The sequence below is a fragment of the Sphingomonas antarctica genome, assembly GCF_965137005.1.
Lineage (GTDB): Bacteria > Pseudomonadota > Alphaproteobacteria > Sphingomonadales > Sphingomonadaceae > Sphingomonas_O > Sphingomonas_O antarctica.
Genome location: NZ_CBCRXM010000001.1, coordinates 49,873 through 74,490 on the forward strand (window position 1 = coordinate 49,873; position 24,618 = coordinate 74,490).

Genomic DNA, 24,618 nt, shown 5'->3' on the forward strand with positions numbered 1-24,618 from the left:
TCCCAAGCATTTAGCCTGCGTAACGAACGTGTGAATGAACTGGGGATTGCGCGATGCGGCTGGACGATTTCGGCAATGACGTGAATGTCGAGGATCAGGGTCGCGGCTCGGGTGGCGGCGGTTTCGGCTTTCCTCTGGGTGGTGGCGGCATCGGCCTCGGGCGCGGTGGGCTCGGTTGCGGCGGCATCGCCATCCTGCTGGTCGTGGCATTGCTGTTCGGCATCAATCCGCTGAGCTTGCTTGGCGGCGGCACCGGCAGCGGCGGGCAACAAAGCGCGCCGGTTTCGACCGACGCGAACACCGTGTGCCGCAAGGACGCGGATACGCTGCTCAGCTGCAATGTCCTCGCCAGCCTCAATCGCACCTGGCCCAAACTGATCGACAATTACAAACCGCCCGAACTCAGCTTCTACTCGCAAAACGGCCAGTCCGGCTGCGGCGCGGCGCAATCGGCAATGGGTCCGTTTTACTGCCCGACCGATTCCAAGGTCTATCTCGACACCGACTTCTTCAAGGAACTGAAGGACCGCTTCGGCGCCAGCGGCGACTTCGCCCAAGGCTATGTCATCGCGCACGAAGTCGGCCACCACATCCAGAATCTGCTCGGCACATCGGACCGGGTCCAGTCGCAGATGCAGGGCGCATCGAAGGTCGAGGGCAATGCGCTGTCGGTGAAGCTGGAGCTGCAGGCCGATTGCTATGCCGGCGTCTGGGCCGCGAACGCCAAGAACAAGGACGGCTCGGCCGTACTCGAACCCGGCGACGTCGAAGAAGGGCTCCGTGCCGCGCAAGCGATCGGCGACGACACGCTGCAAAAAGCCGGGCAGGGCGTCGTCGTCCCCGAAAGCTTCACGCACGGCACCAGCGCCCAACGCCAATATTGGCTCAAGCGCGGGCTGGAGTCGGGCCGTCCGGACCAGTGCGATACGTTCGCCGCGGGCGCGCCGGCTTAGGGCGCGCGCCGACCAAAAGCGGAGGGGCGGCTAACGCCCAAATATCGGACATTCGCGCCAAGCTAGGGCGCATCCAAAAGCTGCCTTTTGGCAACCGCCCCAATTGCTGCCGTTCGTTCGCGCTATCGCCTCGCTCAGGGAGGACATTGACGGCCAAAAGCGTTGCAAGTGCCGAAAGCCCGTGTAGCAATTGGGTGTGATGGGGGAATCATCTGAACCGTCGCCCGAATTGGCGGCAGTCGCTGAAGCGGCTCCTACGCCCGTTCTGGAGGAGCATGAGGTGGATATTCACAAACCCAAGCCAACCCATAATTGGCGGGAATTTATCTCTGAAATCGGCGTTGTCGTCATTGGCGTTCTAATCGCTCTTGCCGGCGAGCAACTTGTCAATTCGCTGCATTGGCGCACGGAGGTTTACGAATTTCGCGATGCCGCTGACAAAGAACTCGCCTCCGATCTGGCGGCGTTTGAGTTCCGTGTGAAGCAAGCACCCTGCGTCTCTCGTCGCATTGCCGAACTAGAAAGTTTGCTCACATCCGCTCGTGCCGGGACGCCAGTCCCTTTGCTCGAAGACATCGGGCGGCCAGCAAATATCACGCTGCGAACGAGCGTCTGGGACACGCGAGCTGGCGAACTGATGTCCCACATCCCAATCGAAAAACGGCTGGCCTATTCATCGTTATACGATGAGTTGGCGAACAACGATCGGCAGATCGTCGAGGAGCGTGATGTATGGAAAAGCCTCTCACAATTTAACGGCGCTAGCGCATTCAGCAGCGACAATCTGATGCGGTTAAGCGAACTGATCTATCGTGCGAAGACGATCAACAAGATCGTGACGTCGAACTCTCGCGAAGTGTCAAATTTGGCATCGGCGCTCGGAATACGACCTGACTTCGGAGAACGTTACATTGCGCCACCCGATCCGCATTTCTGTTCCCCGCTGCTGCCGGCAAGGGCGAGCTGACCGCTGCCAAGGTCACAAAATACTGGGCAATACTCCAACAGCCGCCTTTCCGCTTCCCACCCATTATCGGACATCCCCCCTCACTTTTTCCTTCCAAAATAGGGAATCGAGGCAGACCTGGTGTGCCGGCTCGTGATTGATCGCTGCACCGGCGGGATGCGCGAGCCCTGGTGACAGGGGATTTGAATGACCATCGACTCGAACCACGGCGCCGCGCCCAAACCGCCCGCCGCGCCGCAGGACCCGCAAGTCCATTTCGACCGAGCGCTCAAGATCATGGAAGACGCGAATATGCTCGCCACGACCAAGACGTGGACGCGCGGGCGTCAGGCGGCGTTCCTTGCGAAGATTGCGGAGGGCGCGACGGTCAAGGAAGCTGCCGCCGAAGTCGGCGTCGTCGAACGCACCGCTTACTCCTTTCGCCGCCGCCTCGCGGGGGCCAGCTTCGATCTCGGCTGGCGCGCGGGGCGGATGCTGGCGCGTGACCGGCTCGACGAAGAAATTTATCACCGCTGCATCGAAGGGCAGATCGTCACGACCGAAACGGTGGTCGAAACCCCGGATGGAGAGCGGACGCAAACGGTGACTCGCCGCCTGCACGACAACCGGCTGGCCATGGCGATGCTCCGGCGGCTCGACCGGCTGGCCGAAGATCGCACCGTGCCGGGATCCTATGTCGCCGGGCTCATCGCCATGGATTACGACGCCTACCTCGCCCATGTCGCCACCGGCGCGCCGATCGAACCCCTGATCCGCGCCCTCGCGCGCGAAGCCGAAGAAACCCGCAAGAGCAATCCGGCCGAACCGCTCCGGAACCAGGCTGATCCGGAAGACGAGGACGACGAAGATCTCGAACCGGACGGAGCATGAATCGGCATGAATCAATTCGGCTGCGCAACGACTCTAATCCCCTCCCCTTGGGAGGGGATGGCCGGTTCATCCTGTCCCCCGGACAGGATTGATGACCTGCGGGGCAGGTCATCATCCGGCCACGGCGCTGGGGCGCCGACGGGGGAGGGCGCCACGTCGGAGAGCACGCCGTGGCAAAGCCACGTCGTCGGACGGCTTGCCGCCGCCGGCCGGCGTTCCACGTGTCGGGCTTAGCGCGCGCTTGCTTCGCGACGCTTACGCTAAGCCTCGCCGCTACACGCGCACGAGCATCTTCCCCGTATTCGCCCCCGAAAACAGCCCGAGGAACGCGTCGAGCGTATTCTCGACGCCGTCCTTCACCGTCACCCGCGCCTTCAGCTTGCCGCTGGCGATCATCCCGCCCGCGTCGGCCATGAACTCGCCGATATGCGCGATATAGTCGGTGTAGATGAAGCCCTCGGTGCGGATGCGCGCCGAAATCGTCCGCATGAAATAAAGCAGTTCCAAAGGTTTACCGTCGTTATACGCGTCGATCATGCCACAGATCGCGAACCGCGCATTGTTGCGCGCGGTGGCATACGCCGCGTCGAGATGCTCGCCGCCGACATTGTCGAAATACACGTCGATGCCCTTCGGTGCGGCGGCCAATAGCTGCTTGAGCACGCTGCCCGCCTTGTAATCGATGCAGTCGTCGGCGCCGAGTTCCTTGACCCAGGCGCATTTGTCCGGCCCGCCGGCGGACCCGATCACCGTCATGCCCTTGGCCTTGGCGATCTGCACCACGGCCGATCCGACCGCGCCCGCCGCTGCGGACACGAACACGACATCGCCTTCCTTGGCCGCGGCGGTCTTGAGCAGCCCGAAATAGGCCGTCGCCCCGGTCAGCCCCAGATTGTGCAGGAACAGCTGCGGATCGGTCCCCGCCGGCAGTTTCTGCGGCGGCATCATTGTGTTCGCTGCGTCGACCACGGACTCGTCGCGCCAGCCCATCATGTGCAGCACATTGTCACCGACCGTATAGCCATCGGCCTTGCTCTCGATGACCTCGCCGACCGCGCCGCCCTGCAACGGCTCACCGATCTGGAATGGCGGGACGTACGACTTCACGTCGTTCATCCGCCCGCGCATGTACGGATCGACCGACAGCCAGCTGTTGCGTACGCGGATCTGTCCGTCGCCCAGCGGGGTGTCGGCCAAGTCCTTGAATTCGAAATTGTCGTGGGTCGGCATGCCCGTCGGACGGGACTTCAAATGCCATGCGCGTGCCATGTTCGCTCTCCTCTTTTGCGGGTGGCTTAGGCACAAAAAAAGGCCCGGGCAAACGCGCCCGGACCCTTCCTTGTTGCCGTAGCGTCAGGCTCAATAGGTGCCCGAAAAGCTCCGGTTGAGCACATGCGCGCCGCGATCCCGATCGGTGTTCGAATCGCCGAACATCGCGCTGTTCGCGTCGAGATCGGTCCAGGCGCGCTTGGCCTCGTCGGCGGTCTTGGTGATCGTCACGCGTTCCCCGTCGACACTCTGCAACCAGCTCGACGGGATTGAGTGGTGATGGCCACCCGCAGACGGATCGTTCTTCGCCAGGATGATACGGTCGCCACGGACCTTGTCGACCTTGCCGATATGTTCGCCATCGCTGCCGAGCACTTCGAAATGCTCCTTGACCTGGCTCAGCGAGGCACGCTGCGTCTGGCGGCGGTTGCGGAACTCGCCGAATTCATTTTCGAAGCGCTGGCGGTTCTCCTGACGATATTCGTGATAGTCGCGGTCGAGGTCCTGCACCTGGCGCGAACGCCAGCTGTGATAATCCGAATGTTCTTCGTTGCGGCCGCGGTCGCCATCGTCGAACCAATTGCTCACACGGTCCATGAAGCCGCCCGGACGACCGTCATTGCCGCCGTTCGACCGGTTCACATCGCGGTAACCGCGCGAAGCGTCATAGCGGTTGCGGTCGCCATAGCCGCCGTTGCTGTAACTGCCGCGATCCACGCCCGAATAACGCGCATCGCGCTCGCGGCGTTGCTCGGCCTCGTCATCGCCGAACCAGCTGCGAACCTCGTCGCCCGCGCGTTCGATGAAATTGCGGTCGCGGTCATACCCGCCGCCCTGCCGCGGGTAATCGCGCTGCCCGCCATATGCATAACTGCGGTCGTCATAGCTCGGCGCGCGGCGGCCATATTCGTTACCATAGCTGCCGCGAACATCGTCTCGATCGTAACCCATTGCTGCTCTCCTCGGGGTTGATGGAGTGAAAACGAGCGGACAAAATCGGCGTTCCGATACATCCGCAAAAATGCGGCGAAGCGCGTTGCATCGGCGGCGAAGCATGGCTAATGGCGCCACTCTTCGCGATGCCGGCCACGGTATCGCGGTTCGGGCGAGGGGCTGTAGCTCAGTTGGGAGAGCGCGTCGTTCGCAATGACGAGGTCAGCGGTTCGATCCCGCTCAGCTCCACCAGCCCGGGTAATTCAGGACCGAATATGAGCGACACAATTCCCGACCGCCTTTCGGTCGATCCGGCCAGCCCCTGGCACAATGCCGAATTGCTCCAAAAGGGCGTCGGCATTCACTTCAAGGGCAAGGAACGCTTCGACGTCGAGGAATATTCGATCTCGGAGAATTGGGTGCGCGTCGGCCTCGGTAAAAAGGTCGATCGCCATGGCCGCCCGCTGACGATCAAATTGTCGGGACCGGTCGAAGTGAAGTTGCTGTCGGGCGGCGACGATGCCGAGGCAGCCGACGAGGCCTAGCGAAGCTCGAAGACGACGATAACGGCGAAGGCGACGATGACCAGCGCCATCGAGATTGCCAGCACATAGCGCGTAACGCGTGGTGCCGACCCGGCGCGTGCATCGGTTTTGCTGATATCGATCTGTTCGTCGGTCATAAGCGGCGCCCGCAGTGGTTACGAAGACCCAACGCCGCGTGGTTGAGCGCGTTCCTTATGAGGCGCTTTGCGCCGCCGTCTTGATGAAGCCGTATAACGCATTGACGCGCGTTCCGAGTCCGCCGGCACCAGCGTAGAATACTCGCACGACGCTCCAGTCGCCCTTGGCCGAGACATCGACCGCGCGCACACCGCGCTCGACCCGGCCGGGCCGCGACCAATTGGCGTGGTCGAGCAGAACTTCGCGCGCCGAAACAACTTCACGGACGACCGCGACATGGCCCTGTGGCATCGTTCCCGAAGGCTTGAAGGTCATCACCGAACCGGCGGTGGGCAGCGCATCGCGCAGATACCGGCCGGCCGCCTGCGCCCACCAGGTCTTGGCATTGCCGCGCAGGTCGATCGCCGAGATCGAACGCGCAAACGTCACGCACTGCCAGAATTGTGCGTGCACCGGGGTCACCGGCAGGATCGTCAAGGCAAGCGCCATGGTTGCGCGAATCGCGCCGAATCGTGTCATTTAGAGGAAGTCCCCGCCCTCGCTGTCCAAGTGTCGATGGCGAATCAATTCAGTTGGTTAAAGCGTGTTGCGGCGAGGCGGCGGAGTCGTGCGGTGAATCGATTTCCCTGCTAGGGGGTGCCGTATCATGCTCAGTTTCAACGATGTCACAGTGCGCCTTGGCGGGCGCACGATCCTCGACGGCGCGACCGCCGCCCTGCCGCCCAAGAGCCGTGTCGGACTGATCGGCCGCAATGGCGCGGGCAAGACGACCTTGGTGCGCGTGGTCGCCGGATTGCTTGAGCCCGATGGCGGCGCGGCGGAAATGCCGCGCGGCGCGAAGCTCGGTTATATCGCTCAGGAAGCGCCGGGTGGATCGGCCACCCCGCTCGAGGAAGTGCTCGCCGCCGACATCGAGCGCGCCACTTTGCTTCACGAAAGCGAGACGAGCCATGATCCCGACCGGTTGGGCGAGATTCACGAGCGATTGAACGCCATCGCCGCGCATTCCGCCCCGGCGCGTGCGTCACGCATCCTGGCGGGACTTGGATTCGACGATGAGGCCCAGGGCCGCGCGCTCGAGAGTTTCTCCGGCGGCTGGCGTATGCGCGTCGCGCTGGCGGCTCTGCTGTTCTCCGCGCCCGACGTGTTGCTGCTCGACGAACCGTCGAACCATTTGGATCTCGAAGCCGTGCTGTGGCTCGAGGATTTCCTGCAAAGCTATTCGGCGACGATTCTTGTCGTCAGCCACGAACGCGACTTTCTCAACAATGTCGTCGATCACATCCTCCACCTCGAGCGCGGCAAGCTGACCCTCTACCCCGGCGGCTATGACGCGTTCGAAACGCAACGCGCGGAACGTCAGGCGCAACTCGCCTCAGCCCGCGTCAAGCAACAGGCCGAACGAGAAAAGCTGCAGGATTATGTCGCACGCAACTCGGCGCGGGCCTCGACCGCCAAGCAGGCGCAGTCGCGCGCGAAGGCGCTTGCCCGGATGCAGCCGATCGCCGAACTGATCGACGATCCGTCGCTCGCCTTCGACTTCCCCGCGCCCGATGAATTGCGCCCCCCGCTGATCACGATGGATCATGCGGAGGTCGGTTATGACGGGGTGCCGATCCTGCGCAAACTCGACCTGCGGCTCGATCCGGATGAGCGCATCGCGCTGCTCGGCCGCAACGGCAACGGCAAGACCACGCTCGCGCGGCTGCTCGCGGCACAGCTCAAGCCGCTCGCGGGCGACATCGCGATGTCGGGCAAGATGCGTGTCGGTTACTTCACCCAATATCAGGTCGAGGAACTCGATCGCGACGACACCCCGCTGGAGCATATGACGCGTATCATGCGCGGGAGCAGTCCGGGCGCGGTGCGGGGGCAATTGGGGCGTTTCGGCTTTTCCGGGCCGAAGGCGACAACCGCGGTCGGTAAATTGTCGGGCGGCGAACGCGCCCGCCTGGCGCTGGCGCTGATCACCCGCGATGCGCCGCACCTCCTGATCCTCGACGAACCGACCAACCATCTCGACGTCGATGCGCGCGAAGCGCTGGTTCAGGCGCTCAACCAATATACCGGCGCGGTGGTGATCGTCAGCCATGACCGGCACATGCTGGAAATGACCGCCGACCGGCTGGTGCTGGTCGACAATGGCATGGCCAAGGATTTCGACGGCTCGCTCAACGATTACATCGCCCTGGTCCTGTCGGGCGAAGGCGGTCCGGCGGGGAAGGGCGGCTCCAAAGCCAATAAGAAGGAAGCGCGCCGCCTCGCTGCCGAAGCGCGTGAGAAGGAACAGGCCAATCGCAAAAGGGCGCAAGCGGTCGAAGCGGAGATCGCCAAACTCACCGCCGAGCGTAGCGACATCGAACGCGCGATGTTCGATCCGGCCAGCGCTTCGGGCGCGCTTGCCAAGCTGACCATGACCGAAATGATGAAGCGCCGCGCCGATCTCAGTACGCGGATCGAGGCGGCCGAAGCCGCATGGCTTGAGCTGAGCGAAACGCTCGAAACGGCTTAGCTCCGCACGCGCCGGTGATATAGATGCGTCACCGCCGCGGCGCCGAGGATCGGTGCGAGCAGGTTCAGCACCGGCACCAGGAACAGGCAGCCACAAACAAGGCCGATGCCGGTCCGTGCGCCGCGTGATGCCTTGAGCCACAGGTGGCGGGACGACGTGTCGCCATGACGCGCCGAAACCATCTCGCCGAAATCGCGCCCGGCTGCCCAGCCGTTGACGATCACGAACAGGATCAGCGGGCCGACGCCGGTGACCAACATGATCAGGTAAAAGGGCAAAGCGACGATGTTGACGAGCAACAGCCGGCCGCTGGAACGCAGGCCCAGCAATGCCAGCCCAAATGCCCCGAGGGGCTGTGCCGTGGTCAGGCTTTGCGGGTAATGCCGCGTTTCGACGGCGGCGACGATCTTCTCGGCGAAGCCCGCGAGGACTCCGATCGCGACGGCCGGAAACAGCAGCCACATGAGGATCAGGGTCAGTCCAACTCCGCTGAGCGTACCCGCCGTGCCATCGATCGGGCAGGTGCCGAGATCGAGCCAGTCGCACGGATCCGCCCCGGCAAACACCCATGACAGCGCCACGCCTAGCCCGCCAAAAATGGCCATGGTGATCGCCAGCGACATCGCGGCAATCGCCAGCACTCGTCGATCGAACAGGTCGCCAATAGCCAGAGCGAGGGATGCGATCATGACCGCCCAACGCACGAGCCGCGCTGGTGGCCGCCGCGCCGTCGTTCGGCATTTTGGGATTTGGCGCGCCCGGAGGGAGTCGAACCCCCGACCGAGGAGGTAGAAGCTCCTTGCTCTATCCAACTGAGCTACGGGCGCGCACCATCGATATGCTAGCGCGCGGTAGCAGCGCTGGCTAGGTTCGCGCAAAAGGGGGACGTCATGGCCGAACCGATTACCCGCGTAGACGCCGCCGAGATCGGGCGCGGCGGCTTTCGCTATTTCGACTTCGTGATGGCGGCGTTTGTCGCGATTCTCCTGCTGTCGAACGTGATCGGCGCGGGAAAAGTGGCGCAGTGGCACGGCTTCACCTTCGGCGCGGGCATCCTGTTCTTCCCGCTCAGCTATGTCCTCGGCGACGTCCTGACCGAAGTTTACGGCTACGCTCGTGCGCGACGGTGCGTGTGGGCTGGGTTCGTCGCGGTGCTGTTCATGGCGTTCATGTCGTGGGTCGTCGTCACGCTTCCCCCCGCCGTGAGCTGGGGCAACCAGGGGGCGTATGAGGCCGTATTCGGACAAGTGCCGCGCATCGTCTTCGCCAGCGTCATCGCATTCTGGGCGGGCGAATTGGTCAACGCCTATGTCATGGCGCGGATGAAGGTGTGGACCAGCGGCAAACATTTATGGTCGAGAACGATCGGCTCGACAGTGTTCGGACAAGGCGTCGACAGCCTGATCTTCTACCCGCTGGCCTTTTGGGGCGCGGAGGGGTGGACGCACGATCTGGTGCTGACGGTGATGGTCACCAATTGGGCGCTGAAGGTCGGTTGGGAGGTGTTGCTGACCCCCGCGACCTATGCCGTCGTCGGCTGGCTCAAGCGCGCCGAGGGCGTCGATGTGTTCGACGAGGCGACCAATTTCTCGCCGTTCCGCACCGGTGTTTAGGTCGCCGCCAGCAAACCCTCGAACAACCGCAAACCATCGGTCCGGCCATGCGCGTCTTCGACGGCGCGTTCGGGATGGGGCATCATGCCGATGACGTTGCTGGCGTCGTTGACGATTCCGGCAATCTGGCGTTCGGACCCGTTGACGGCTTCGGCATAGCGCAGCGCGACGCGACCTTCGCCTTCGAGGCGGTCGAGCGTTTCGAGATCGGCGGTGAAGCGCCCGTCATGGTGTGCGACCGGGAAAGTGACACCCTCGTCCGCGTAGTAGCGGCTGGTGAAAGCGGTCTGGCTGTTGGCGACGGTCAGCGCGACATCGCGGCCGACAAAACGAATACCTTCATTACGCAGCAGTGCGCCGGGCAGCAGCCCCGCTTCGGTCAGCACCTGAAATCCGTTGCAAACGCCCAGCACCATGCGGCCCTTTGCGGCCGCTTCGGCAACGGCGCGCATGATCGGCGATCGCGCCGCCATCGCGCCCGAGCGGAGGTAGTCGCCATAGGAAAATCCGCCCGGAACCCCGATGACGTCGAGGCCGTCGGGCAGGGCGGTATCCTGATGCCAAACCATCGCGGTCGGTTTGCCGGTGACCAGTTCGAACGCGGTCGCAAGGTCTCGGTCGCAGTTCGATCCCGGGAAAACGATGACCGCCGCGTTCACAGCTGAGTAGGCCTGTTGGCCGGATCAGCCTCGGAAGACGTCTCTACTTTGAAGTTCTCTATGACCGTGTTGGCCAGCAGCTTGCGGCACATATCCTCGATCTTGTCGGTCGGCGTACCGTCGGCCAGATCGACTTCGATCAGCTTGCCCTGGCGCACATCGTTGACGCCGTCGAAGCCGAGTCCTTCCAGAGCATGGTGGATCGCCTTGCCCTGTGCATCGAGCACGCCGGGCTTGAGGGTGACAAAGATGCGGGCTTTCATGCTCGCGCCTATGCCTCCACGCGCCCTTTCGGGCAACCGTCAGAAATAGCGGGCGAGCGTGAAAGCGATGCGCGAACGGCTCGATTTATAGAGCTGCAGACTCGAATCATTGCGGCTGTAATTATACGTCACGCTGGGTGAGAAACCGAGGAAGCGGACGCTGCGCACGCCGGCATAGGCGCGTGCGGCGTAACGCCAGTCGTGGCGCGGTTCGGCGGAAAAGGCGAGCATCGGTGCAAAATAGCGGGCGCGGCTGACTGTCGCTGAAACGCCCGCATTGATGCCGTGCGGCAACTCACCGCCGACGCCGAGGGAGACGCCATATTCATTGTCAGTTTGAGCCCGCTCGCGCAGGCGGTCGGTCCGCGCAAACGCGCTGGCACTGGCGATAAAGCTTTTCGCGAGGACGCGCTCGTAGGTCGCGAACACGCCGCCGGTCCATCCGGTGTAGGCGTTGCTGAGCATTGAATCGGTGTGGCGGATGTCGATGCTGACGCCGATACGGTCACCCACGTCACGCGTCTTTTGCACGCTGGCGCGGACGCCGGCCTGTTTGGTTGCGAGCGTGCCGCCATACCAACGGAAGGCTGTCACGCCCTGAAGATAAGCGACTATGGTCTTGGTGCGAATGTCGGGGCCAGCGGCGAGCTGCGCGCCATAATCATCGACTGATTTGCCGGCATAATTGACGCCGGAAACTTCCGCATCGGTGACGAAGGCGTGCGTGCCGGTGCCGCTGCGATAGGTGCCGACGATGCGCGCCGATTCGCCGAGGCCCGCACGCGCCACAGCGTTGCCGCCGAGGGTGTAGGGAAGCTTGCCGCCGCCGATATCGATGTCCACGGTCGGTGACCGCGTGCCGCCGGTAATGTTGCTGTCGGGGACCAACGCAAATTCGACGTTCAGCGCCCATGGCTTGCGGTCGCGCAGCTGCGCCAGTGACGAATTGACCGTCGCGCGCACTTCGGGGGGAAGGTCGTCGGCGCGCTGGGCCAGGCGATAATGGTAATTAGCCGCCGCGTCCTTGCCCTGAAGCATCAACGCGCGCGCCAGCTCGAGACGCACGCGCGTGGCTTCTGGATGGCTTGCCAAGGCGGCGCGGAACTCGCTGGTCGCGGTGTTCAGATCGCCGGTTTCGACGGCGATGTAGCCGAGGAGGAATTGCGACTGGAACCGGTGCGCCGGATCCTGACCCAGGGCCTCGGCCAATGGCTTGGCCAGCGCGAATTCACGCGCGGCGACCAGCCGATCGACACGCTGGAGCAATTCGTCCGCGGTGAAGGTCAGCACGGTGGTGCCGTCCACCGTTGCGGACGGCCCGGCCGGGCTGACGATCGCGACGGGCGCTGCCGGAAGGGCGAGCGCGGCGGGCACCTAGGGTTTTTTGCCGGTGAAGGCGCCCATGATGTCGATGCGCTGATCAGGGGTGCCGCCGACGATGCGGAAGCCCCCGCCGACTTCCTGCGCCGCCGGACCATAAAATGCGCCGTCGATGCTCGATCCCGCGATGTTGACCGCCGTACCGCCATTGAACGAGGCGGTCTGGAATGCGCCGGTAAAGCCGCCGGTGTTGACCAGGTTGATCGTTGCGGTCCCTGCGGCGGTGAAGGTGCTGCCGGCGGCGATGGTCACCGCCTGCGGCGTGGTGCCGATATCGAAGAACGGTGCGCCGACGACAGCGTCGAGGCGCAGCGAGACTTTGTCGCTCGCAAAATCGACGGCAGTCGACGATGTGCCCGACAGCCACTGGAAATAGTTCGGCAGCGTCGAAGTGGCGTCGAGGGTCGGATTGTAAATCATCGTCCCGACCATTTCGCCGGTGTAAGTTCCGGTCCCCGTCTTCGGGACATTGTTCGGATCGGTCGTCAGGCCATAAGCGAACGCGCCGCGCTCCAGATGCCAATGGCTTTGCTGGAACGTGCTGACCCCGTTGGTGACATCGATCCAGTTGAGCGAGTTGCGCACATAGCCGGCGAACGAAACATATTGCGTCGTCGATCCGGGCACTTCGTAAAAGAAGGTCGTCGATTGATAGGCCGAACCCGACGTGCCGGTCGGTGCGTTCGTGTTGTCGCCTTCGTTGACGAAGCCGTTGCCGCTCTTGCCGTAGCGCGACAGCGGGTCGCCATCGCCCGCCTGGAGATAGCGGATGTTGGTGTTGCGGCCGATGCCGGACAGGGCGGCGAAATCCTGGACGCCCCATTGCGGTGTGCGAACGCCGCCGAAATCGGTGCGGCTGCCCGGATCCTGGAAGCGGACGTCGGTGGCGGCACCGCTGCGCGGATCCTGCAACGTCAGCGTGAAAATCGCATCGCGCGGATCGTAGGTCACCGAGATCTTGCTGTCCCGGACGGTCGAGGCATTGCCGGCATATTGCAGGCCCTGCTGACCGCGGTCGCCGACGATGCCGCGCGGGTCGGTCGAATAATCCAAAGTCTGGCTCGCGCCGACGCCGTTATAGGTCTTGGCAACCGTCGGCGTCTTGAACTGGGTATAAGGGTCGGCGGCGGGCGTGCTGCCCGTGCCGGTGCCGCTGACCGATGTCGTTCCAGCGGATTGCGCGCCCATGCCACCGCCGCAGGCCGCGAGAGCGATGGTCGAGGTGAGGACGATGATGTTGCGCATTGTTTGCCACTCCGCACGGCGATTGATTTCCAGCGGATTGGTAACCGGCAGTGGTAAAATACTGGTGAAGCCCAGTTAATATCGAACGTTAAGGCGCGAACACTTTCAGCGCGCGCGGCACGATTTCGAGCTTGATCGGCGTTGGCAGGCGGACCGGCTCGCCATCGATCGCCACGTCGAGCGAACCGGCGTGAGCGTTAATCTCCAGCGTACGACACGCGGTCAGCTGCGCGAAGTCGCGTTCGTAATCGATCCGCCCGCGCAACGCCGAAATCGCAAAACCGATCAGGCCGAGCCGGGACTTGGCCGCAACCGCATAAACGCCGAGTTTGCCGCCCTCGAGATTCTCGCGCTGGCCGAGCGAGCCGGGCTCCAGCGAATAAACATTGTTGCCGATAAACAGCATCGGCGTGCGGATGGTCTCCGCCGTCCCGTCGGCAATTACGCGCAACCGGTGATGTCGCAGACGTTTGAGCGAGGTCCAGGCGGCGGGAAAATTGGCGATCGCCTTCGGCAGCGGCGCGTCGTCGCGCAGCCGCACGACTTTGGGATAAAGCCCGATCGAGACATTGTTGACGAAGCCGCGGTCGGCGATCCGTCCGATATCGATCTCGCGCGTCCGACCCGCAGCGATCGCGGCAACGGCCTTGTCGAGTTCGGGGCCAACGCCGAGTTGCCGCGCGAGATGATTGCGCGTGCCGAGCGGGAGAACGCCCATCGTGGCGCCCGCCTCGGACACCGCCAGCGCCGCGCTGCCGATCGTGCCGTCACCGCCGCCGATTGCCACACGGCCGTGCGACTTCAACACCCTGTCGAGCGTCGCGGAAATCTCCTCGCCGCGCACGAGCATGATCTCGGCGTCGATCCCGGCCTTGGCAAATGCCTCGGCCAGTTGCGTTTCAAGCTTGTCACCGGCTTTGGCGGCCGCGCCGCCGCCCGCATTGACGATGACCGGCAGCGTTGCGGTCAACGGCCCCGTTTCTTGCGATGCGATTCCAGATCGAGGACCGCATGGCCTTCGCCTTCGGGCATCAGGCCGAGACGACGTGCAACCTCCTGATACGCTTCGACTTCACCGCCGAGGTCGCGGCGAAAGCGATCCTTGTCGAGCTTCTCGTTCGACTTCATGTCCCACAAACGGCAGCCGTCCGGACTGATCTCGTCGGCCAAAATCACGCGCGAATATTCATTGTCGTAGATGCGCCCGAATTCGAGCTTGAAGTCGATCAGGCGGATACCGACCGCGGCGAACAGCCCGCACATGAAGTCGTTCACGCGGATCGCCATGTCCGCGATGTCGTGCATCTCTTCCTGGCTGGCCCAGCCGAACGCGGCGATATGCTCGTCGGTGATCATCGGATCGCCGAGCGCATCATCCTTGTAGAAATATTCGATGATCGTGCGGGGCAGCTGTTCGCCCTCTTCGATGCCCAGCCGCTTGCTGAGCGAACCGGCGGCGACATTTCTGACCACAACCTCGATCGGAATGATTTCGACCTGACGGATCAACTGCTCGCGCATGTTGAGGCGCCGGATAAAATGATGTGGCACGCCGATCTGGCCGAGCAGCGTGAAGATATGCTCGGAAATCCGGTTGTTCAGCACGCCCTTGCCGTTGATTGTGCCCTTTTTCTGCGCGTTGAACGCCGTCGCATCGTCCTTGAAATACTGGATCAGCGTGCCAGGCTCGGGACCCTCATAAAGAATTTTGGCCTTGCCCTCATAGATTTGGCGACGACGGGACATGGCAGCTCCTGAACCAGAACGCGAAAGCCCCGGCGTGCCTGCAGGCGGCCAGGGCGTATTTTGCTTAGCGAGTCACGTTAACCCACGCAACGCCAACGAAAGAAGCCGCCGAGTCTACACTCGGCGGCTTCCCTCTAAAACCTTATTTTACGCGAGAAGGCTTAGCCGTCTTTCGCGCCAGCGCCACCGCGCCCGAAAATCCAGTCCCACATACACTTGCTCCCGTGCGCCCTGTTTTTATTGGGCTGACACCGGTGTTAAGGAGATTCCTCAACCTTAACAAGAGGTAAATGTAATTCAGGCGTTAACTTGTTAGTGAGGCAGCGTCAGGCGTACATAATTGCATAAGTTGAACCAATTTCATTGGTTTTCCGATCAGATAACCTTGCGCAACGTCGCAACCAAGCGACATCAGGATGACACGGGTCGCCTCGTCTTCAATTCCTTCGGCGACGACCTTGCGCCCGAGGGAATGAGCCAGCTTGATCGTGGACTCAACCAATAGCCGGTCGTTCGAGTAATGTGCCACGTTGGCCACGAAACCGCGGTCGATCTTGATTTCGTCCGACGGGATTGCGCGAAGATACTCCAATGTTGAGTGACCGGTGCCATAATCGTCGACGGAAATCTGGACGCCGATATCGCGCAACGCTTCGAGCGTGCGCATGCTTTCCGCCCCGGTTTGCAGCGCCGTCGATTCGGTCACTTCGAGCGTGAGCAAGTCGGGGCGCAGCTTATAGCGGTTGAGTAACAGCTGAACCGTCGCAACGATTCGCTGATCGTCGAGCAACGTCGTCGAGATGTTCACCGCAACGCTGAACGACATGCCGATCGCGTTAACCCCAGCAGCGCTGCGAATCGCCGATTCGAGCACGAAGTCGGTCAACCGGTCGATGCGGCCATGTTGCTCGGCCGCACGGATGAATTCGTCCGGGGCAATCACGCCCTTTTCCGGGTGCGACCAGCGAACCAGTGCCTCGGCCCCGATGATGCTGTTGGTGCGCATATCGAGCTTGGGTTGGTAGGCGACCCAGATATCGCCGCGGCCGATCGCCGAATCGAGCTGACCGAGCAGCGATAGACGCCATTCGGCATCCACCAGATGGGCAGGGTCGAATGCTTTCCACTTGCTGCCGTCGGCCGATGCTTCGTCGGCAGCGAGCAGTGCGCTCGACAAGCGGTTCGGCACCGCGCGTCCATCGGCCGCCACGACGCCGAACGAAATCGCCAGGTCCACGCTGCGGCTACCGAGGTTCAGCGCGCTGCGGAAGAGTGCGTGCAAGGCTTCGAGCTGACCGCCGATACCGCCAAGATCTTGCGGCGGCACAAGCCACGCGAAGACGCCCTCATCGCCCTGGAACACGCGGCTCGCGCCACCGATCTCAAGCCGCGAGGCGATCTGGCGCACCAGATGTTCTTCGTCGTCCACCGGGAGGCTGGTTGTGGCTTCAGAAAAGTTGCGAATGCGTGCAACGATCAGCCCGCTGTCGTTGGCGTCACCTTCGTGCCGCAGCGCGGTGAGGTTTGGCAGGCCGCTGACGGCGTTCGATCGCGAACGTTCATCCGACTGACGGCGAAACCGCCACCAGTAATAGCGGGCGCAACCGATGGTCAGCATCAGCAACGCGGGCATTGTCCCGAGGAAGATGCTGCGGAACTGAAGCAAGGGCGGAGCGATCATCAGGATCAAGAAGCCCCCCGCGACTGCGGCATGCCTTGGCATACGTGGGCCGTCGGAAAAGGCGTAGGTCAGGATCAGCGCAACGATGAACAGCGGGATCAACCAGCCCAGTTCGCGCGGAACGCCGACCATCAGCGTTTCGGCACCGAGGACGTGGACGAAGACGCTGGGGACGGCGCCGACACCGGGCGCGCGGATCGGATCGCTGATCATGCTCGACGTCATGCCGACCACGATGCGCTTGCCCGCGAGCATTTTTGGATCGATGCGTCCGTTGACCACGTCGGCGGCGCTGACGCTGGGGATCGAGGCGATGTCAGGAACGTAGCTTATCGGATAACTGGTCGCGAGGACCGGCGGTTTGTTGGCCAGCGCAAAAGACAGCGCCGGGCGAGGTTGCGCACCGACCCACCGGAATGTCGCCACCCGGTCCGCCTGGTTCATCGCGTTGAGCGGCAGGAACGCGTCGGCCAGTTCGACGCGTTGGGCGAACTCATCATAGGGCATGATCTCGGTCGACGTGCGAGCGACCGAGTCGAGACTGCGGAACGTGACCAGCGACACCTTGCCCCGCGCACGGTCGAGCGCGGCGGCGAAGGCGTCGTCTTCGGCGCGGGTCGATTTATTGCGAAAGGTGATGTCGAAATAAATGTGATCGGCACCCGCAGCGCGCAGGCGATCAACAAGTTTGGCATGAACCGTGCGGGGCCATGGCCATTGGCCGATTTCGGCAATGCTCTTGTCGTCCACCGCGACCACGACGATCTGACCGCTGGCGGGCCGGTTGAAATAGCGATTGCGGAGAGACCACAGGCCGCTGTCCAGCGGCGCTCCGATTTCCGACCAGCCGGCAAAAAGTCCGATCGCCAGGGCCCAGATAAGCATGCGCCGACGAGGGTCTAACCCTGCCCATAATTCCCTAAGTTTGCGCGCCCGTTCCATTTCATTTCCGCTGTCGCACGCAAATGGTTACCAAAAAGGTAACGATCTTTAAAATTTGTCCGGACAAGGGTCGTGCTTGCACGGCGCTGCACCGCTGCTAAGCCGCCGCGACCGTGACCGATCCCTTCGATCAGATTATCGACGCGCCGTTCGATGCGGCGCTCAGCGAACGCTATCTCGTTTATGCGCTATCCACGATCACTGCGCGCTCGCTGCCGGATCTGCGCGACGGGTTGAAGCCGGTACATCGCCGCTTGCTGTGGGCGATGCGGCTGCTGCGGCTCGATCCCGCCTCGGCGTACAAGAAATGCGCGCGCGTCGTCGGTGACACGATCGGCAAATACCATCCCCACGGCGACCAATCGGTCTACGATGCGATGGTCCGCCTCGCGCAGGATTTCTCGCTGCGCTATCCGCTGGTCGACGGCCAGGGAAATTTCGGCAACGTCGATGGCGATAACGCCGCTGCCTATCGCTACACCGAAGCGCGGATGACGTCCGCCGCGATCGACCTGATGGCCGGGCTCGACGATGGCACGGTCGATTTCCGTGCGACATATAATGGTGAGGAGCAAGAACCGGAGATTTTCCCGGGCCTGTTTCCCAACCTGCTCGCCAACGGGGCCAGTGGCATTGCGGTCGGCATGGCCACGAGCATTCCCCCGCACAATGTCGCGGAGATCGTCGATGCCGCGACATTGCTGATCGATCAGCCCGACGCACCGGGCGAAGCGTTGCTAGAGTTCGTCAGAGGGCCCGACTTGCCGACCGGCGGTCTGATCGTCGATCCGCCGGCGATGATCGTGCAGGCTTATGCCACCGGGCGCGGGTCGTTCCGTGTTCGCGCCCGCTGGTCGATCGAGCGGGAAAAGGGCGGTGGCTGGACCGTCGTCGTCAGCGAAGTCCCGTATGGAGTTCAGAAGGGCAAGCTGATCGAACAGATCGCCGATGTGATCGCGGCGAAGAAGCTGCCGATTCTCGCCGATGTGCGCGATGAATCCGACGCCGACATCCGCCTGGTCATCGAGCCGCGCAGCCGCACCGTCGATCCCGATGTGCTCATGGAAAGCCTGTTCCGGCTGAGCGATCTCGAAGTCAAAATACCGCTTAACCTCAATGTGCTCGATGCCGACCGCACGCCACGCGTGATGTCGCTCCACGCGGTGCTGACGGCGTGGTTGCGGCACCAGTTCGAAGTGATGCTGCGCCTTGCGCGGCATCACATTGCCAAGATCGACGATCGCGCCGAGATCGTCGCGGGCTTCATCATCGCGTTTCTCAATCTCGACCGCGTGATCGAGATTATTCGCACCGAAGATGAGCCAAAACCGGTGATGATCGCCGAATTCGCGCTGAACGATCGACAGGCTGAGGCGATCCTCAACATGCGCCTGCGCCAGTTGCGTAAGCTCGAGGAGATGGAACTCAACGCCGAACAGGTTGCATTGGCCAAGGAACGCGAAGGCTTGGTCGCGCTGATCGAAAGCCCTGCGCGGCAACGCACCAAGCTTAAGAAGGATCTGGCCGCACTGCGCACCCGCTACGCGCCCGAAACCAAACTCGGCGCGCGCCGCACGACGGTCGCCGAAGCCGCGCCACCGCGCGACATCCCGCTCGAAGCGATGATCGACCGCGAACCGATCACCATCCTGTTGTCGCAACGAGGATGGATCCGCGCGATGAAGGGGCATTTCGACGGACCGGTCGGCGATGCGGCAAAGTATAAAGAGGGCGATGGCCCGGCCTTTGTGCTTCCCGCGTACACAACCGACCGCATTCTGCTCGGGGCAGCAGACGGGCGGTTCTACACTTTGGCGCCGGACAAGTTGCCGGGTGGGCGTGGGTTTGGCGAGCCGGTTCGGCTGCTTGTCGACCTGCCAGGCGACGTGGATGTCATTTCGATCGGCGTGGCCCGGTCCGACCAACGCTTGCTCCTCGCTACCAGTGAGGGGCGCGGCTTCATTGCCAAAGTCGGAGAGATTGTCGCGGAGACGCGCAAGGGTCGCCAGGTCGTTAATCTTAAGGACGGCGTGCGGCTGGCCGTCGTTGCGCCGATCAATCCGTCGCACGACAGCGCTGCCATTGTCGGCGATAACCGCAAGCTGGTCGTCTTTCCTCTGGCGGAGCTGCCCGAATTGTCGCGTGGCTCGGGCGTCATGCTGCAACGCTATCGCGACGGAAGTTTGTCCGATGCGACGACGTTGAATTTTGCCGACGGCCTGACCTGGCCGATGGGCGGTGACAGCGGCCGCAGTCGGACCGAGGCGGATTTGACCCCTTGGCGCGCGGCACGCGGTGCCGCCGGACGCATGGCGCCGACGGGATTCCCCCGCGACAACCGGTTCGTGGATCAATCGCTTAAGCGAGGCTTAACCCAAATCGCCTAGCCGAACGGAATGGCCGCAACTGCGCGATTAACCACGGATTGGATCGACGTGCTGCCCGGCGCAGCGGCGCTCGTCGAGTGGCGCGGCAATTCGGTGGTCGCAAAGGGCAACGCAGCCTTCGATCAGGTTCTTGTCGCGGACAATTGGCTCGATGACGACGATTTGTTGGGGGCCGCGTGCCGGCGCGTGATATCGAGCGGCACGGCCGAACGTGCGCTGACGATCGGGATCGGTGAAGATTTCGATCAGCGCAGCTATTCGATCGACATCACCCCGGTCGGTCCGCAGGCGCTGGTCAGCTTCACCGACACGACCGCTATCGCCACCGCCACGCGATTGCTGCGCCGCCAGATGATCGACGATCCGCTGACTGGCCTGCCCAACCGCACTGGCTTTGTCGAAGCGCTCGAGGCGCGGATGGAGGCGGATCAGCAGCCGGCCGTCGTCGCGATCAACCTTTCCCACTTCTCACGTGTCAACGACTGTATCGGTCCGCTGGGCGGCGATGAACTGATCGTCACGGTGGCGCGGCGCCTGAAATCGAAGTTGCGCGATGGCGATCTGCTGGCCCGGACCGGTGGCGACGAATTCGCGGTCATCGTGTCGGGTGTCGCTGAAGGGGCCGATTTGTGCCGCGTCGCCGAGCGCATCGGAGCAGCACTCGATCAACCGTTTCGGCTGAGCGACTTCGAATTGAAGGTCGACTGCGCCATCGGGTGTGCGGGCGCCGGTGCGGATGACGATGCGGAGCAGGTGATCCGTCACGCCCAATTGGCGCTGAAGCTCGCCAAACGCACGCGACGGGTGGAATGTTACCGCCCGGCGGCGCTGCAGGACGCACACCGGCGCTTTCTGGTCGAAACCGAATTGCGCCACGACCTTGGGAGCGGTGCGCTGCATCTGGCGTTGCAGCCGTTGATCGACTTGGGCAGCAACCGCATCTGCGGATTCGAGGCGCTGGCGCGCTGGCAGCATTGGCGATTAGGCGCGGTCAGCCCGGTGGAATTCATCGCGGTCGCCGAGGACAGCGGCCTGATCGCGGCGCTCGATTCTCAGATGATGGACTGTGCGCTGGCAACGCTCGCCGCATGGGACGAGCGCGCGGGGCGCACCCTCGATGTCGGAGTGGCGATCAACCTCTCAGCGGTTGAGCTGACCAACGAAGACGTGTCGGAGCGCGTTGCAGATGCCCTTCGGCGCCACGGCATACAGGGGCAGCGCCTGACGGTTGAGCTTACCGAAAGCGCAATCCTCGCCGATCCGGCAAAGGCCGCGGAAGTGCTTGACCGCATCAAAGCCACCGGTGCGCGGATCGCGATGGACGATTTCGGCACCGGTTATTCCAATCTGGCACTGCTGCGCCGTTTGCCGATCGATATTCTCAAGATCGACCGTAGCCTGATCGGCGACATGCCGACCGACCCCGACAAAGCCGCGATCGTTCGCGCGATCCTGTCATTGGCTCAAGCGCTGGGGCTGCGCGTGACGGCGGAAGGTGTCGAAACGGCGGAGACCGCGCGACTGCTGGCGATACTGGGTTGCAACGTCGGGCAAGGCTATCATTTCGCGAGACCGCTCGAGGGCGACGCCGCATATGAATTCGCGTTAGCCCGCGGCGCCTGATTTCGCGCGCGCAGCCGAGATCGCGGTCTTTAGCGCGTCGTAGCCGACCGCCCCTGAGAGCACTTGACCGCCGATGACCCATGACGGCGTGCCGGTCAGGCTGAGTGGCCGGGCGAGGCTGCGATTGGCGTCGATTTCGCGCGAGAAGACCGGATCGTCCACCAGCCTCACGCCGAATTTCGCCGCGACCTTATCGATTTCCGCAGCGGACAGATCCTTGGCCGCGTACATTGCACGATGGAATGCCGGATAGGATTTGCCGCGCGCCGCCGCGAGTGACGCCTTGGCCGCGACCTCGCTATTCGGGCCGAGCACGGGAAATTCGCGATAGACGATGCGGAGCTTGTGGTCCTCCGCCAGCAAGCGGTCGATGTCGGGCAGCGAGCGACGGCAATAGCCGCAATCATAGTCGAAGAACTGGACGATGGTCAGGTCGGCGTCCGCCGCACCCTCCCACGCATTGGCGAAGGGCTTGAAAATGCCGTCGCGATTGGTGGTGATCGCGTTGGCGGTCTCACGTGACTGAAGCCGGTTCATCGCTTCTGGCAGGATTTCGGGATGTTCGAGAATATAGTCGCGGACAATCGCCTCGATCGCCGCGCGATCGGGCGCGGGGACGGGGGCCGCGGCCGCCAGCAGCAAAGCTATTGCGATCATGAGCGCTTATGGTCCTTTTTGTCTTTTTCGGCCTGAGTTCTGGAAATCATCGAAATGTCCTGCGCGCGGAGATAGTCCGCCGAACCCGGCGGCAGTCCGTGCATCGCGGTTTCCGCCGCCGCCAGCGCCGGTCGCGCCTGCCCTTCCAAATTCCAGCGTTCGGCACTGGCGAGAGCGGCTCGCGGCTGATCGCCTTCCTGCGTGTAGATGACGCCCAATTGATACCAGGCGAACGGATTTTCGCCGTCGCGCTGGATGGCATTTTTGAGGATGATCTTCGCCTCGGCATAATTGGCGCGGTCGCCACTTTCGATCAGCGCATGACCGAACAGGGCCGCGATCAGCGGTTGGTAATTGGTGCGCGCCACGGCTTCGCGGAGGATCGGGATCGCCTCGGTCGGCCGTCCGGATTCGAGCAGGATCTGGCCCTTCATTTCGAGGAAATACGGGTCGTGCGGGGCCGTTGCGAGGAGCGCATCGGTTTCATAAACGGCGCGGTCGGGATAGGCGCCGCGATGATAGGCGTAAGCGCGCGCGAGATGTGCAGGCACCGAATTATCGGTCAGCGGAAACCGGTTTACGACGACTTTGGGGTCGAGAATGAAGCCGGTCAGTTTGGCTTTGACCCGCTGAAACCGTGCCTCGATATCGTCAGGGGTCGGTGTGTTCCACGCCGGGTCGCTCGGCAGCGTGTCCGACAGCACCGCAATACGGTCCGAAGTCACTGGATGGTCGTTGCCGAAGCCATCGCCATTATCGTTGAGGCGCAGGCGATATTCCTGATTCTGCAGCGTTTTGAAGAACGAGATCATTCCCTTACCGCTGACGCCGCCGCCTCGGAGGAAGCGACGTGCGCTTTCGTCCGCGCCGGCTTCCTGAACCCGGGTGAAGGCAATGTACTTGCCGAGCGCCGCCTGTTGTCCCGCAGCGAAAATTCCCGCACCGGCCTCTCCGCCCCCCGCCGCCATGGCGGCCGCGCCCAGGATCATCGACAGGATCATGATGCCGGTGGCTTTCTTGATGCCTTCCTGCCCGCGCAATACATCGCCCGCCGCGACGTGGCCCAACTCGTGGGCGATAACGCCCTGAACCTCATTGGCGTTCTTTGCCGCCATGATCAGTCCGGCGTTGAGATAGACATCCTGCCCCTGCGACGCGAAGGCGTTGATCTCGGTATCATTGACCACCACCACGCGGACATTTTTGGGGTCCAGCCCGGCCGCCCGGATCATCGGTGCGGACATGTCGAGAAACAGGCTCTCGGTCTCCGCATCGCGCAGCACTGACTGCGCCAGCGCAGGCTGAACGGCCAGCACAGCGGCGATGACGAAAGCGATCAGGTGACGAAAGGCGCGCATGGTCGCGTGGTGGTATGGACGCGATGAACCACGGGTGAAAGAGGATACAAGTTGCGCCCTGCAACGTTGATCAATTAGCCGTTAAGCTGATCAGGTTCATGCGGCTCCGTTTTCCAAGATCAAGGTCCGAAAGTCGCAAATGTTGAATTGGTTTCGTGAACGATATCTCGACCTGCTCGGATCGATTTACATTTATAACGAACATCGCGGCTACACCGCCATCGACCGCGTGCTGGAGGCAGTTCGCGCACGTGCTCCCGACGATTGCGCACTCATCGCAGCAATCGAGCGCCATCGCGCCGACGAACGAAAGCATTACGTCATGTTCCGCCGCTGGTTTGAACTGCGCGGGACCATGCCGTTGATGGTAGACCGTACATGCGGACATATCGACCGCTTCGTCGAGATCATGTTCAAGACGAGTATCGACGACCTCGACACCAAGGCGATCATTGCCGACGATGCGATGTTCGAAAAGCTGTGTCGCGTCATCTCGCTGACCGAGAGGCGCGGGTTTGTGCAGGTCGAAATCCTGCTCAAGCACCCGCTTGTCCGCCGCGACCGGGCGCTGGTGAAGATTTTCGAAGTGGTCCACCGCGATGAACCGAGTCATTGGGCGCCGTATGAGGGTTGGCTCAAGGCCAATGGCAAGCGCGATTATCGCTGGTGGGAACGTGGGATCGACCGGTTCATCCACAGCGAGCTGCTATTCCTGAAGCTGCCGGTGTTGTTCCTGACGCCGAATTTGCCGCGTCGCACCGATTGGGCCGATGCGGGCGAGGCGGTCCAGCGGCCGCAACGCATCCCGCTCGCACAAGCTGCGTAGCATGGACGATGTGATGCCGACGGCGGGCAGTTTGCGCTCGCGCCTATTATC

Annotated in this window: 23 protein-coding genes and 2 tRNA genes; 10 read left to right on the top strand and 15 right to left on the bottom strand. The window is 62.8% G+C overall.

From position 1 onward, the window contains the following. The first annotated feature begins 53 nt into the window (after positions 1 to 53). The 3 genes from ypfJ (at position 54) to ACM9ME_RS00265 (ending at position 2,790) form a co-directional block, all read left to right on the top strand. Positions 54 to 953 (top strand): KPN_02809 family neutral zinc metallopeptidase, encoded by a 900-nt coding sequence (gene ypfJ / locus ACM9ME_RS00255; RefSeq protein WP_415641403.1) that lies wholly within the window; start codon positions 54 to 56, stop codon positions 951 to 953. Between the two features lie 196 nt (positions 954 to 1,149). Then, entirely contained in the window at positions 1,150 to 1,920 is a 771-nt protein-coding gene (locus tag ACM9ME_RS00260; protein WP_415641404.1) for a hypothetical protein, read from the top strand. A 186-nt stretch (positions 1,921 to 2,106) separates the two neighbouring features. Continuing rightward, positions 2,107 to 2,790 (top strand): hypothetical protein, encoded by a 684-nt coding sequence (locus tag ACM9ME_RS00265; RefSeq protein ID WP_415641405.1) that lies wholly within the window; start codon positions 2,107 to 2,109, stop codon positions 2,788 to 2,790. Positions 2,791 to 3,063: 273 nt separating this feature from the next. On the opposite strand, the gene ACM9ME_RS00270 is transcribed toward ACM9ME_RS00265, so the two are convergent. Next, the gene (locus ACM9ME_RS00270; protein ID WP_415641406.1) at positions 3,064 to 4,059 is read right to left on the bottom strand and encodes an NADP-dependent oxidoreductase; all 996 of its coding nucleotides are present in this window, start codon (positions 4,057 to 4,059) and stop codon (positions 3,064 to 3,066) included. A 90-nt stretch (positions 4,060 to 4,149) separates the two neighbouring features. Beyond that, positions 4,150 to 5,010, bottom strand: a complete 861-nt coding sequence (locus tag ACM9ME_RS00275; RefSeq protein WP_415641407.1) for a DUF2171 domain-containing protein — start codon at positions 5,008 to 5,010, stop codon at positions 4,150 to 4,152. 158 nt (positions 5,011 to 5,168) lie between these two features. Between ACM9ME_RS00275 and ACM9ME_RS00280 the strand changes: the two genes are divergently transcribed. Together ACM9ME_RS00280 and ACM9ME_RS00285 are read left to right on the top strand one after the other, a co-directional pair. Next, positions 5,169 to 5,244 (top strand) — tRNA-Ala (locus ACM9ME_RS00280). 23 nt (positions 5,245 to 5,267) lie between these two features. Continuing rightward, positions 5,268 to 5,537: a DUF3297 family protein gene (locus tag ACM9ME_RS00285; protein WP_415641408.1), complete on the top strand. Its 270-nt coding sequence runs from the start codon at positions 5,268 to 5,270 to the stop codon at positions 5,535 to 5,537. Here ACM9ME_RS00285 and ACM9ME_RS00290 read toward each other — a convergent pair. Both ACM9ME_RS00290 and ACM9ME_RS00295 read right to left on the bottom strand, forming a co-directional pair. Further along, positions 5,534 to 5,674, bottom strand: coding sequence for a hypothetical protein (locus ACM9ME_RS00290; protein WP_415641409.1), 141 nt, complete (start codon positions 5,672 to 5,674; stop codon positions 5,534 to 5,536). The genes ACM9ME_RS00285 and ACM9ME_RS00290 overlap by 4 nt on opposite strands. Positions 5,675 to 5,729: 55 nt before the next feature. Then, positions 5,730 to 6,194, bottom strand: a complete 465-nt coding sequence (locus ACM9ME_RS00295) for a CHAP domain-containing protein (protein ID WP_415641410.1) — start codon at positions 6,192 to 6,194, stop codon at positions 5,730 to 5,732. Positions 6,195 to 6,321: 127 nt separating this feature from the next. Here ACM9ME_RS00295 and ACM9ME_RS00300 point away from each other — a divergent pair, with 127 nt between their 5' ends. Next, a complete protein-coding gene (locus ACM9ME_RS00300) occupies positions 6,322 to 8,187 on the top strand; it encodes an ABC-F family ATP-binding cassette domain-containing protein (protein WP_415641411.1) in 1,866 nt (621 codons plus the stop codon). Here ACM9ME_RS00300 and ACM9ME_RS00305 read toward each other — a convergent pair. Both ACM9ME_RS00305 and ACM9ME_RS00310 read right to left on the bottom strand, forming a co-directional pair. Further along, positions 8,184 to 8,876, bottom strand: coding sequence for an EI24 domain-containing protein (locus tag ACM9ME_RS00305; protein ID WP_415641412.1), 693 nt, complete (start codon positions 8,874 to 8,876; stop codon positions 8,184 to 8,186). The genes ACM9ME_RS00300 and ACM9ME_RS00305 overlap by 4 nt on opposite strands. Positions 8,877 to 8,937: 61 nt before the next feature. After that, a tRNA-Arg gene (locus ACM9ME_RS00310) sits at positions 8,938 to 9,014 on the bottom strand. A 63-nt stretch (positions 9,015 to 9,077) separates the two neighbouring features. On the opposite strand from ACM9ME_RS00310, the gene ACM9ME_RS00315 reads away from it, so the two are divergent. Then, positions 9,078 to 9,800, top strand: a complete 723-nt coding sequence (locus tag ACM9ME_RS00315) for a queuosine precursor transporter (RefSeq protein WP_415641413.1) — start codon at positions 9,078 to 9,080, stop codon at positions 9,798 to 9,800. On the opposite strand, the gene purQ is transcribed toward ACM9ME_RS00315, so the two are convergent. From purQ to ACM9ME_RS00350, 7 genes are all read right to left on the bottom strand, one after another. Continuing rightward, on the bottom strand, positions 9,797 to 10,459 hold the full coding sequence (purQ, locus tag ACM9ME_RS00320; RefSeq protein ID WP_415641414.1) for a phosphoribosylformylglycinamidine synthase subunit PurQ: 663 nt from the start codon (positions 10,457 to 10,459) through the stop codon (positions 9,797 to 9,799). The two genes, ACM9ME_RS00315 and purQ, sit on opposite strands and share 4 nt — an antisense overlap. Then, positions 10,456 to 10,722 (bottom strand): phosphoribosylformylglycinamidine synthase subunit PurS, encoded by a 267-nt coding sequence (gene purS / locus ACM9ME_RS00325; RefSeq protein WP_415641415.1) that lies wholly within the window; start codon positions 10,720 to 10,722, stop codon positions 10,456 to 10,458. Before purS ends, purQ begins: the two co-directional genes overlap by 4 nt. A gap of 39 nt (positions 10,723 to 10,761) precedes the next feature. Then, positions 10,762 to 12,096, bottom strand: coding sequence for a surface lipoprotein assembly modifier (locus ACM9ME_RS00330; RefSeq protein WP_415641416.1), 1,335 nt, complete (start codon positions 12,094 to 12,096; stop codon positions 10,762 to 10,764). Continuing rightward, positions 12,097 to 13,347 carry a transferrin-binding protein-like solute binding protein gene (locus ACM9ME_RS00335; protein ID WP_415641417.1) on the bottom strand — a complete coding sequence of 417 codons (1,251 nt, stop codon included), beginning with the start codon at positions 13,345 to 13,347 and terminating at the stop codon, positions 12,097 to 12,099. Positions 13,348 to 13,435: 88 nt separating this feature from the next. After that, positions 13,436 to 14,317, bottom strand: a complete 882-nt coding sequence (locus tag ACM9ME_RS00340; RefSeq protein ID WP_415641418.1) for a diacylglycerol/lipid kinase family protein — start codon at positions 14,315 to 14,317, stop codon at positions 13,436 to 13,438. Continuing rightward, complete coding sequence (gene purC, locus ACM9ME_RS00345) at positions 14,314 to 15,093, bottom strand: phosphoribosylaminoimidazolesuccinocarboxamide synthase (RefSeq protein WP_415641419.1); 780 nt, start codon at positions 15,091 to 15,093, stop codon at positions 14,314 to 14,316. Before purC ends, ACM9ME_RS00340 begins: the two co-directional genes overlap by 4 nt. Before the next feature lie 304 nt (positions 15,094 to 15,397). Beyond that, a complete protein-coding gene (locus ACM9ME_RS00350) occupies positions 15,398 to 17,659 on the bottom strand; it encodes an EAL domain-containing protein (RefSeq protein ID WP_415641420.1) in 2,262 nt (753 codons plus the stop codon). A gap of 170 nt (positions 17,660 to 17,829) precedes the next feature. Between ACM9ME_RS00350 and parC the strand changes: the two genes are divergently transcribed. Both parC and ACM9ME_RS00360 read left to right on the top strand, forming a co-directional pair. Then, positions 17,830 to 20,103: a DNA topoisomerase IV subunit A gene (gene parC / locus ACM9ME_RS00355; RefSeq protein ID WP_415641421.1), complete on the top strand. Its 2,274-nt coding sequence runs from the start codon at positions 17,830 to 17,832 to the stop codon at positions 20,101 to 20,103. A 9-nt stretch (positions 20,104 to 20,112) separates the two neighbouring features. After that, positions 20,113 to 21,726, top strand: coding sequence for a putative bifunctional diguanylate cyclase/phosphodiesterase (locus ACM9ME_RS00360; RefSeq protein WP_415641422.1), 1,614 nt, complete (start codon positions 20,113 to 20,115; stop codon positions 21,724 to 21,726). Here the strand turns inward: ACM9ME_RS00360 and ACM9ME_RS00365 are convergent. After that, positions 21,709 to 22,383, bottom strand: coding sequence for a DsbA family protein (locus ACM9ME_RS00365; protein ID WP_415641423.1), 675 nt, complete (start codon positions 22,381 to 22,383; stop codon positions 21,709 to 21,711). The two genes, ACM9ME_RS00360 and ACM9ME_RS00365, sit on opposite strands and share 18 nt — an antisense overlap. Next, complete coding sequence (locus tag ACM9ME_RS00370; protein WP_415641424.1) at positions 22,380 to 23,741, bottom strand: M48 family metalloprotease; 1,362 nt, start codon at positions 23,739 to 23,741, stop codon at positions 22,380 to 22,382. Before ACM9ME_RS00370 ends, ACM9ME_RS00365 begins: the two co-directional genes overlap by 4 nt. A gap of 139 nt (positions 23,742 to 23,880) precedes the next feature. Between ACM9ME_RS00370 and ACM9ME_RS00375 the strand changes: the two genes are divergently transcribed. After that, on the top strand, positions 23,881 to 24,567 hold the full coding sequence (locus ACM9ME_RS00375; protein ID WP_415641425.1) for a ferritin-like domain-containing protein: 687 nt from the start codon (positions 23,881 to 23,883) through the stop codon (positions 24,565 to 24,567). Positions 24,568 to 24,618: the final 51 nt, after the last annotated feature.

What these genes read in the sequence shown, in the direction of transcription:
- ACM9ME_RS00300 (WP_415641411.1), top strand. Translation starts at nt 6,322, where the DNA reads ATGCTCAGTTTCAACGATGTCACAGTGCGCCTTGGCGGGCGCACGATC.
- ACM9ME_RS00350 (WP_415641420.1), bottom strand. Translation starts at nt 17,659, where the DNA reads ATGCTTATCTGGGCCCTGGCGATCGGACTTTTTGCCGGCTGGTCGGAA.
- ACM9ME_RS00275 (WP_415641407.1), bottom strand. Translation starts at nt 5,010, where the DNA reads ATGGGTTACGATCGAGACGATGTTCGCGGCAGCTATGGTAACGAATAT.
- ACM9ME_RS00360 (WP_415641422.1), top strand. Translation starts at nt 20,113, where the DNA reads ATGGCCGCAACTGCGCGATTAACCACGGATTGGATCGACGTGCTGCCC.
- purC (WP_415641419.1), bottom strand. Translation starts at nt 15,093, where the DNA reads ATGTCCCGTCGTCGCCAAATCTATGAGGGCAAGGCCAAAATTCTTTAT.
- ACM9ME_RS00285 (WP_415641408.1), top strand. Translation starts at nt 5,268, where the DNA reads ATGAGCGACACAATTCCCGACCGCCTTTCGGTCGATCCGGCCAGCCCC.
- ACM9ME_RS00290 (WP_415641409.1), bottom strand. Translation starts at nt 5,674, where the DNA reads ATGACCGACGAACAGATCGATATCAGCAAAACCGATGCACGCGCCGGG.
- ypfJ (WP_415641403.1), top strand. Translation starts at nt 54, where the DNA reads ATGCGGCTGGACGATTTCGGCAATGACGTGAATGTCGAGGATCAGGGT.
- ACM9ME_RS00370 (WP_415641424.1), bottom strand. Translation starts at nt 23,741, where the DNA reads ATGCGCGCCTTTCGTCACCTGATCGCTTTCGTCATCGCCGCTGTGCTG.
- ACM9ME_RS00295 (WP_415641410.1), bottom strand. Translation starts at nt 6,194, where the DNA reads ATGACACGATTCGGCGCGATTCGCGCAACCATGGCGCTTGCCTTGACG.
- ACM9ME_RS00270 (WP_415641406.1), bottom strand. Translation starts at nt 4,059, where the DNA reads ATGGCACGCGCATGGCATTTGAAGTCCCGTCCGACGGGCATGCCGACC.
- ACM9ME_RS00335 (WP_415641417.1), bottom strand. Translation starts at nt 13,347, where the DNA reads ATGCGCAACATCATCGTCCTCACCTCGACCATCGCTCTCGCGGCCTGC.
- ACM9ME_RS00315 (WP_415641413.1), top strand. Translation starts at nt 9,078, where the DNA reads ATGGCCGAACCGATTACCCGCGTAGACGCCGCCGAGATCGGGCGCGGC.
- ACM9ME_RS00375 (WP_415641425.1), top strand. Translation starts at nt 23,881, where the DNA reads ATGTTGAATTGGTTTCGTGAACGATATCTCGACCTGCTCGGATCGATT.
- ACM9ME_RS00365 (WP_415641423.1), bottom strand. Translation starts at nt 22,383, where the DNA reads ATGATCGCAATAGCTTTGCTGCTGGCGGCCGCGGCCCCCGTCCCCGCG.
- ACM9ME_RS00305 (WP_415641412.1), bottom strand. Translation starts at nt 8,876, where the DNA reads ATGATCGCATCCCTCGCTCTGGCTATTGGCGACCTGTTCGATCGACGA.
- ACM9ME_RS00265 (WP_415641405.1), top strand. Translation starts at nt 2,107, where the DNA reads ATGACCATCGACTCGAACCACGGCGCCGCGCCCAAACCGCCCGCCGCG.
- purS (WP_415641415.1), bottom strand. Translation starts at nt 10,722, where the DNA reads ATGAAAGCCCGCATCTTTGTCACCCTCAAGCCCGGCGTGCTCGATGCA.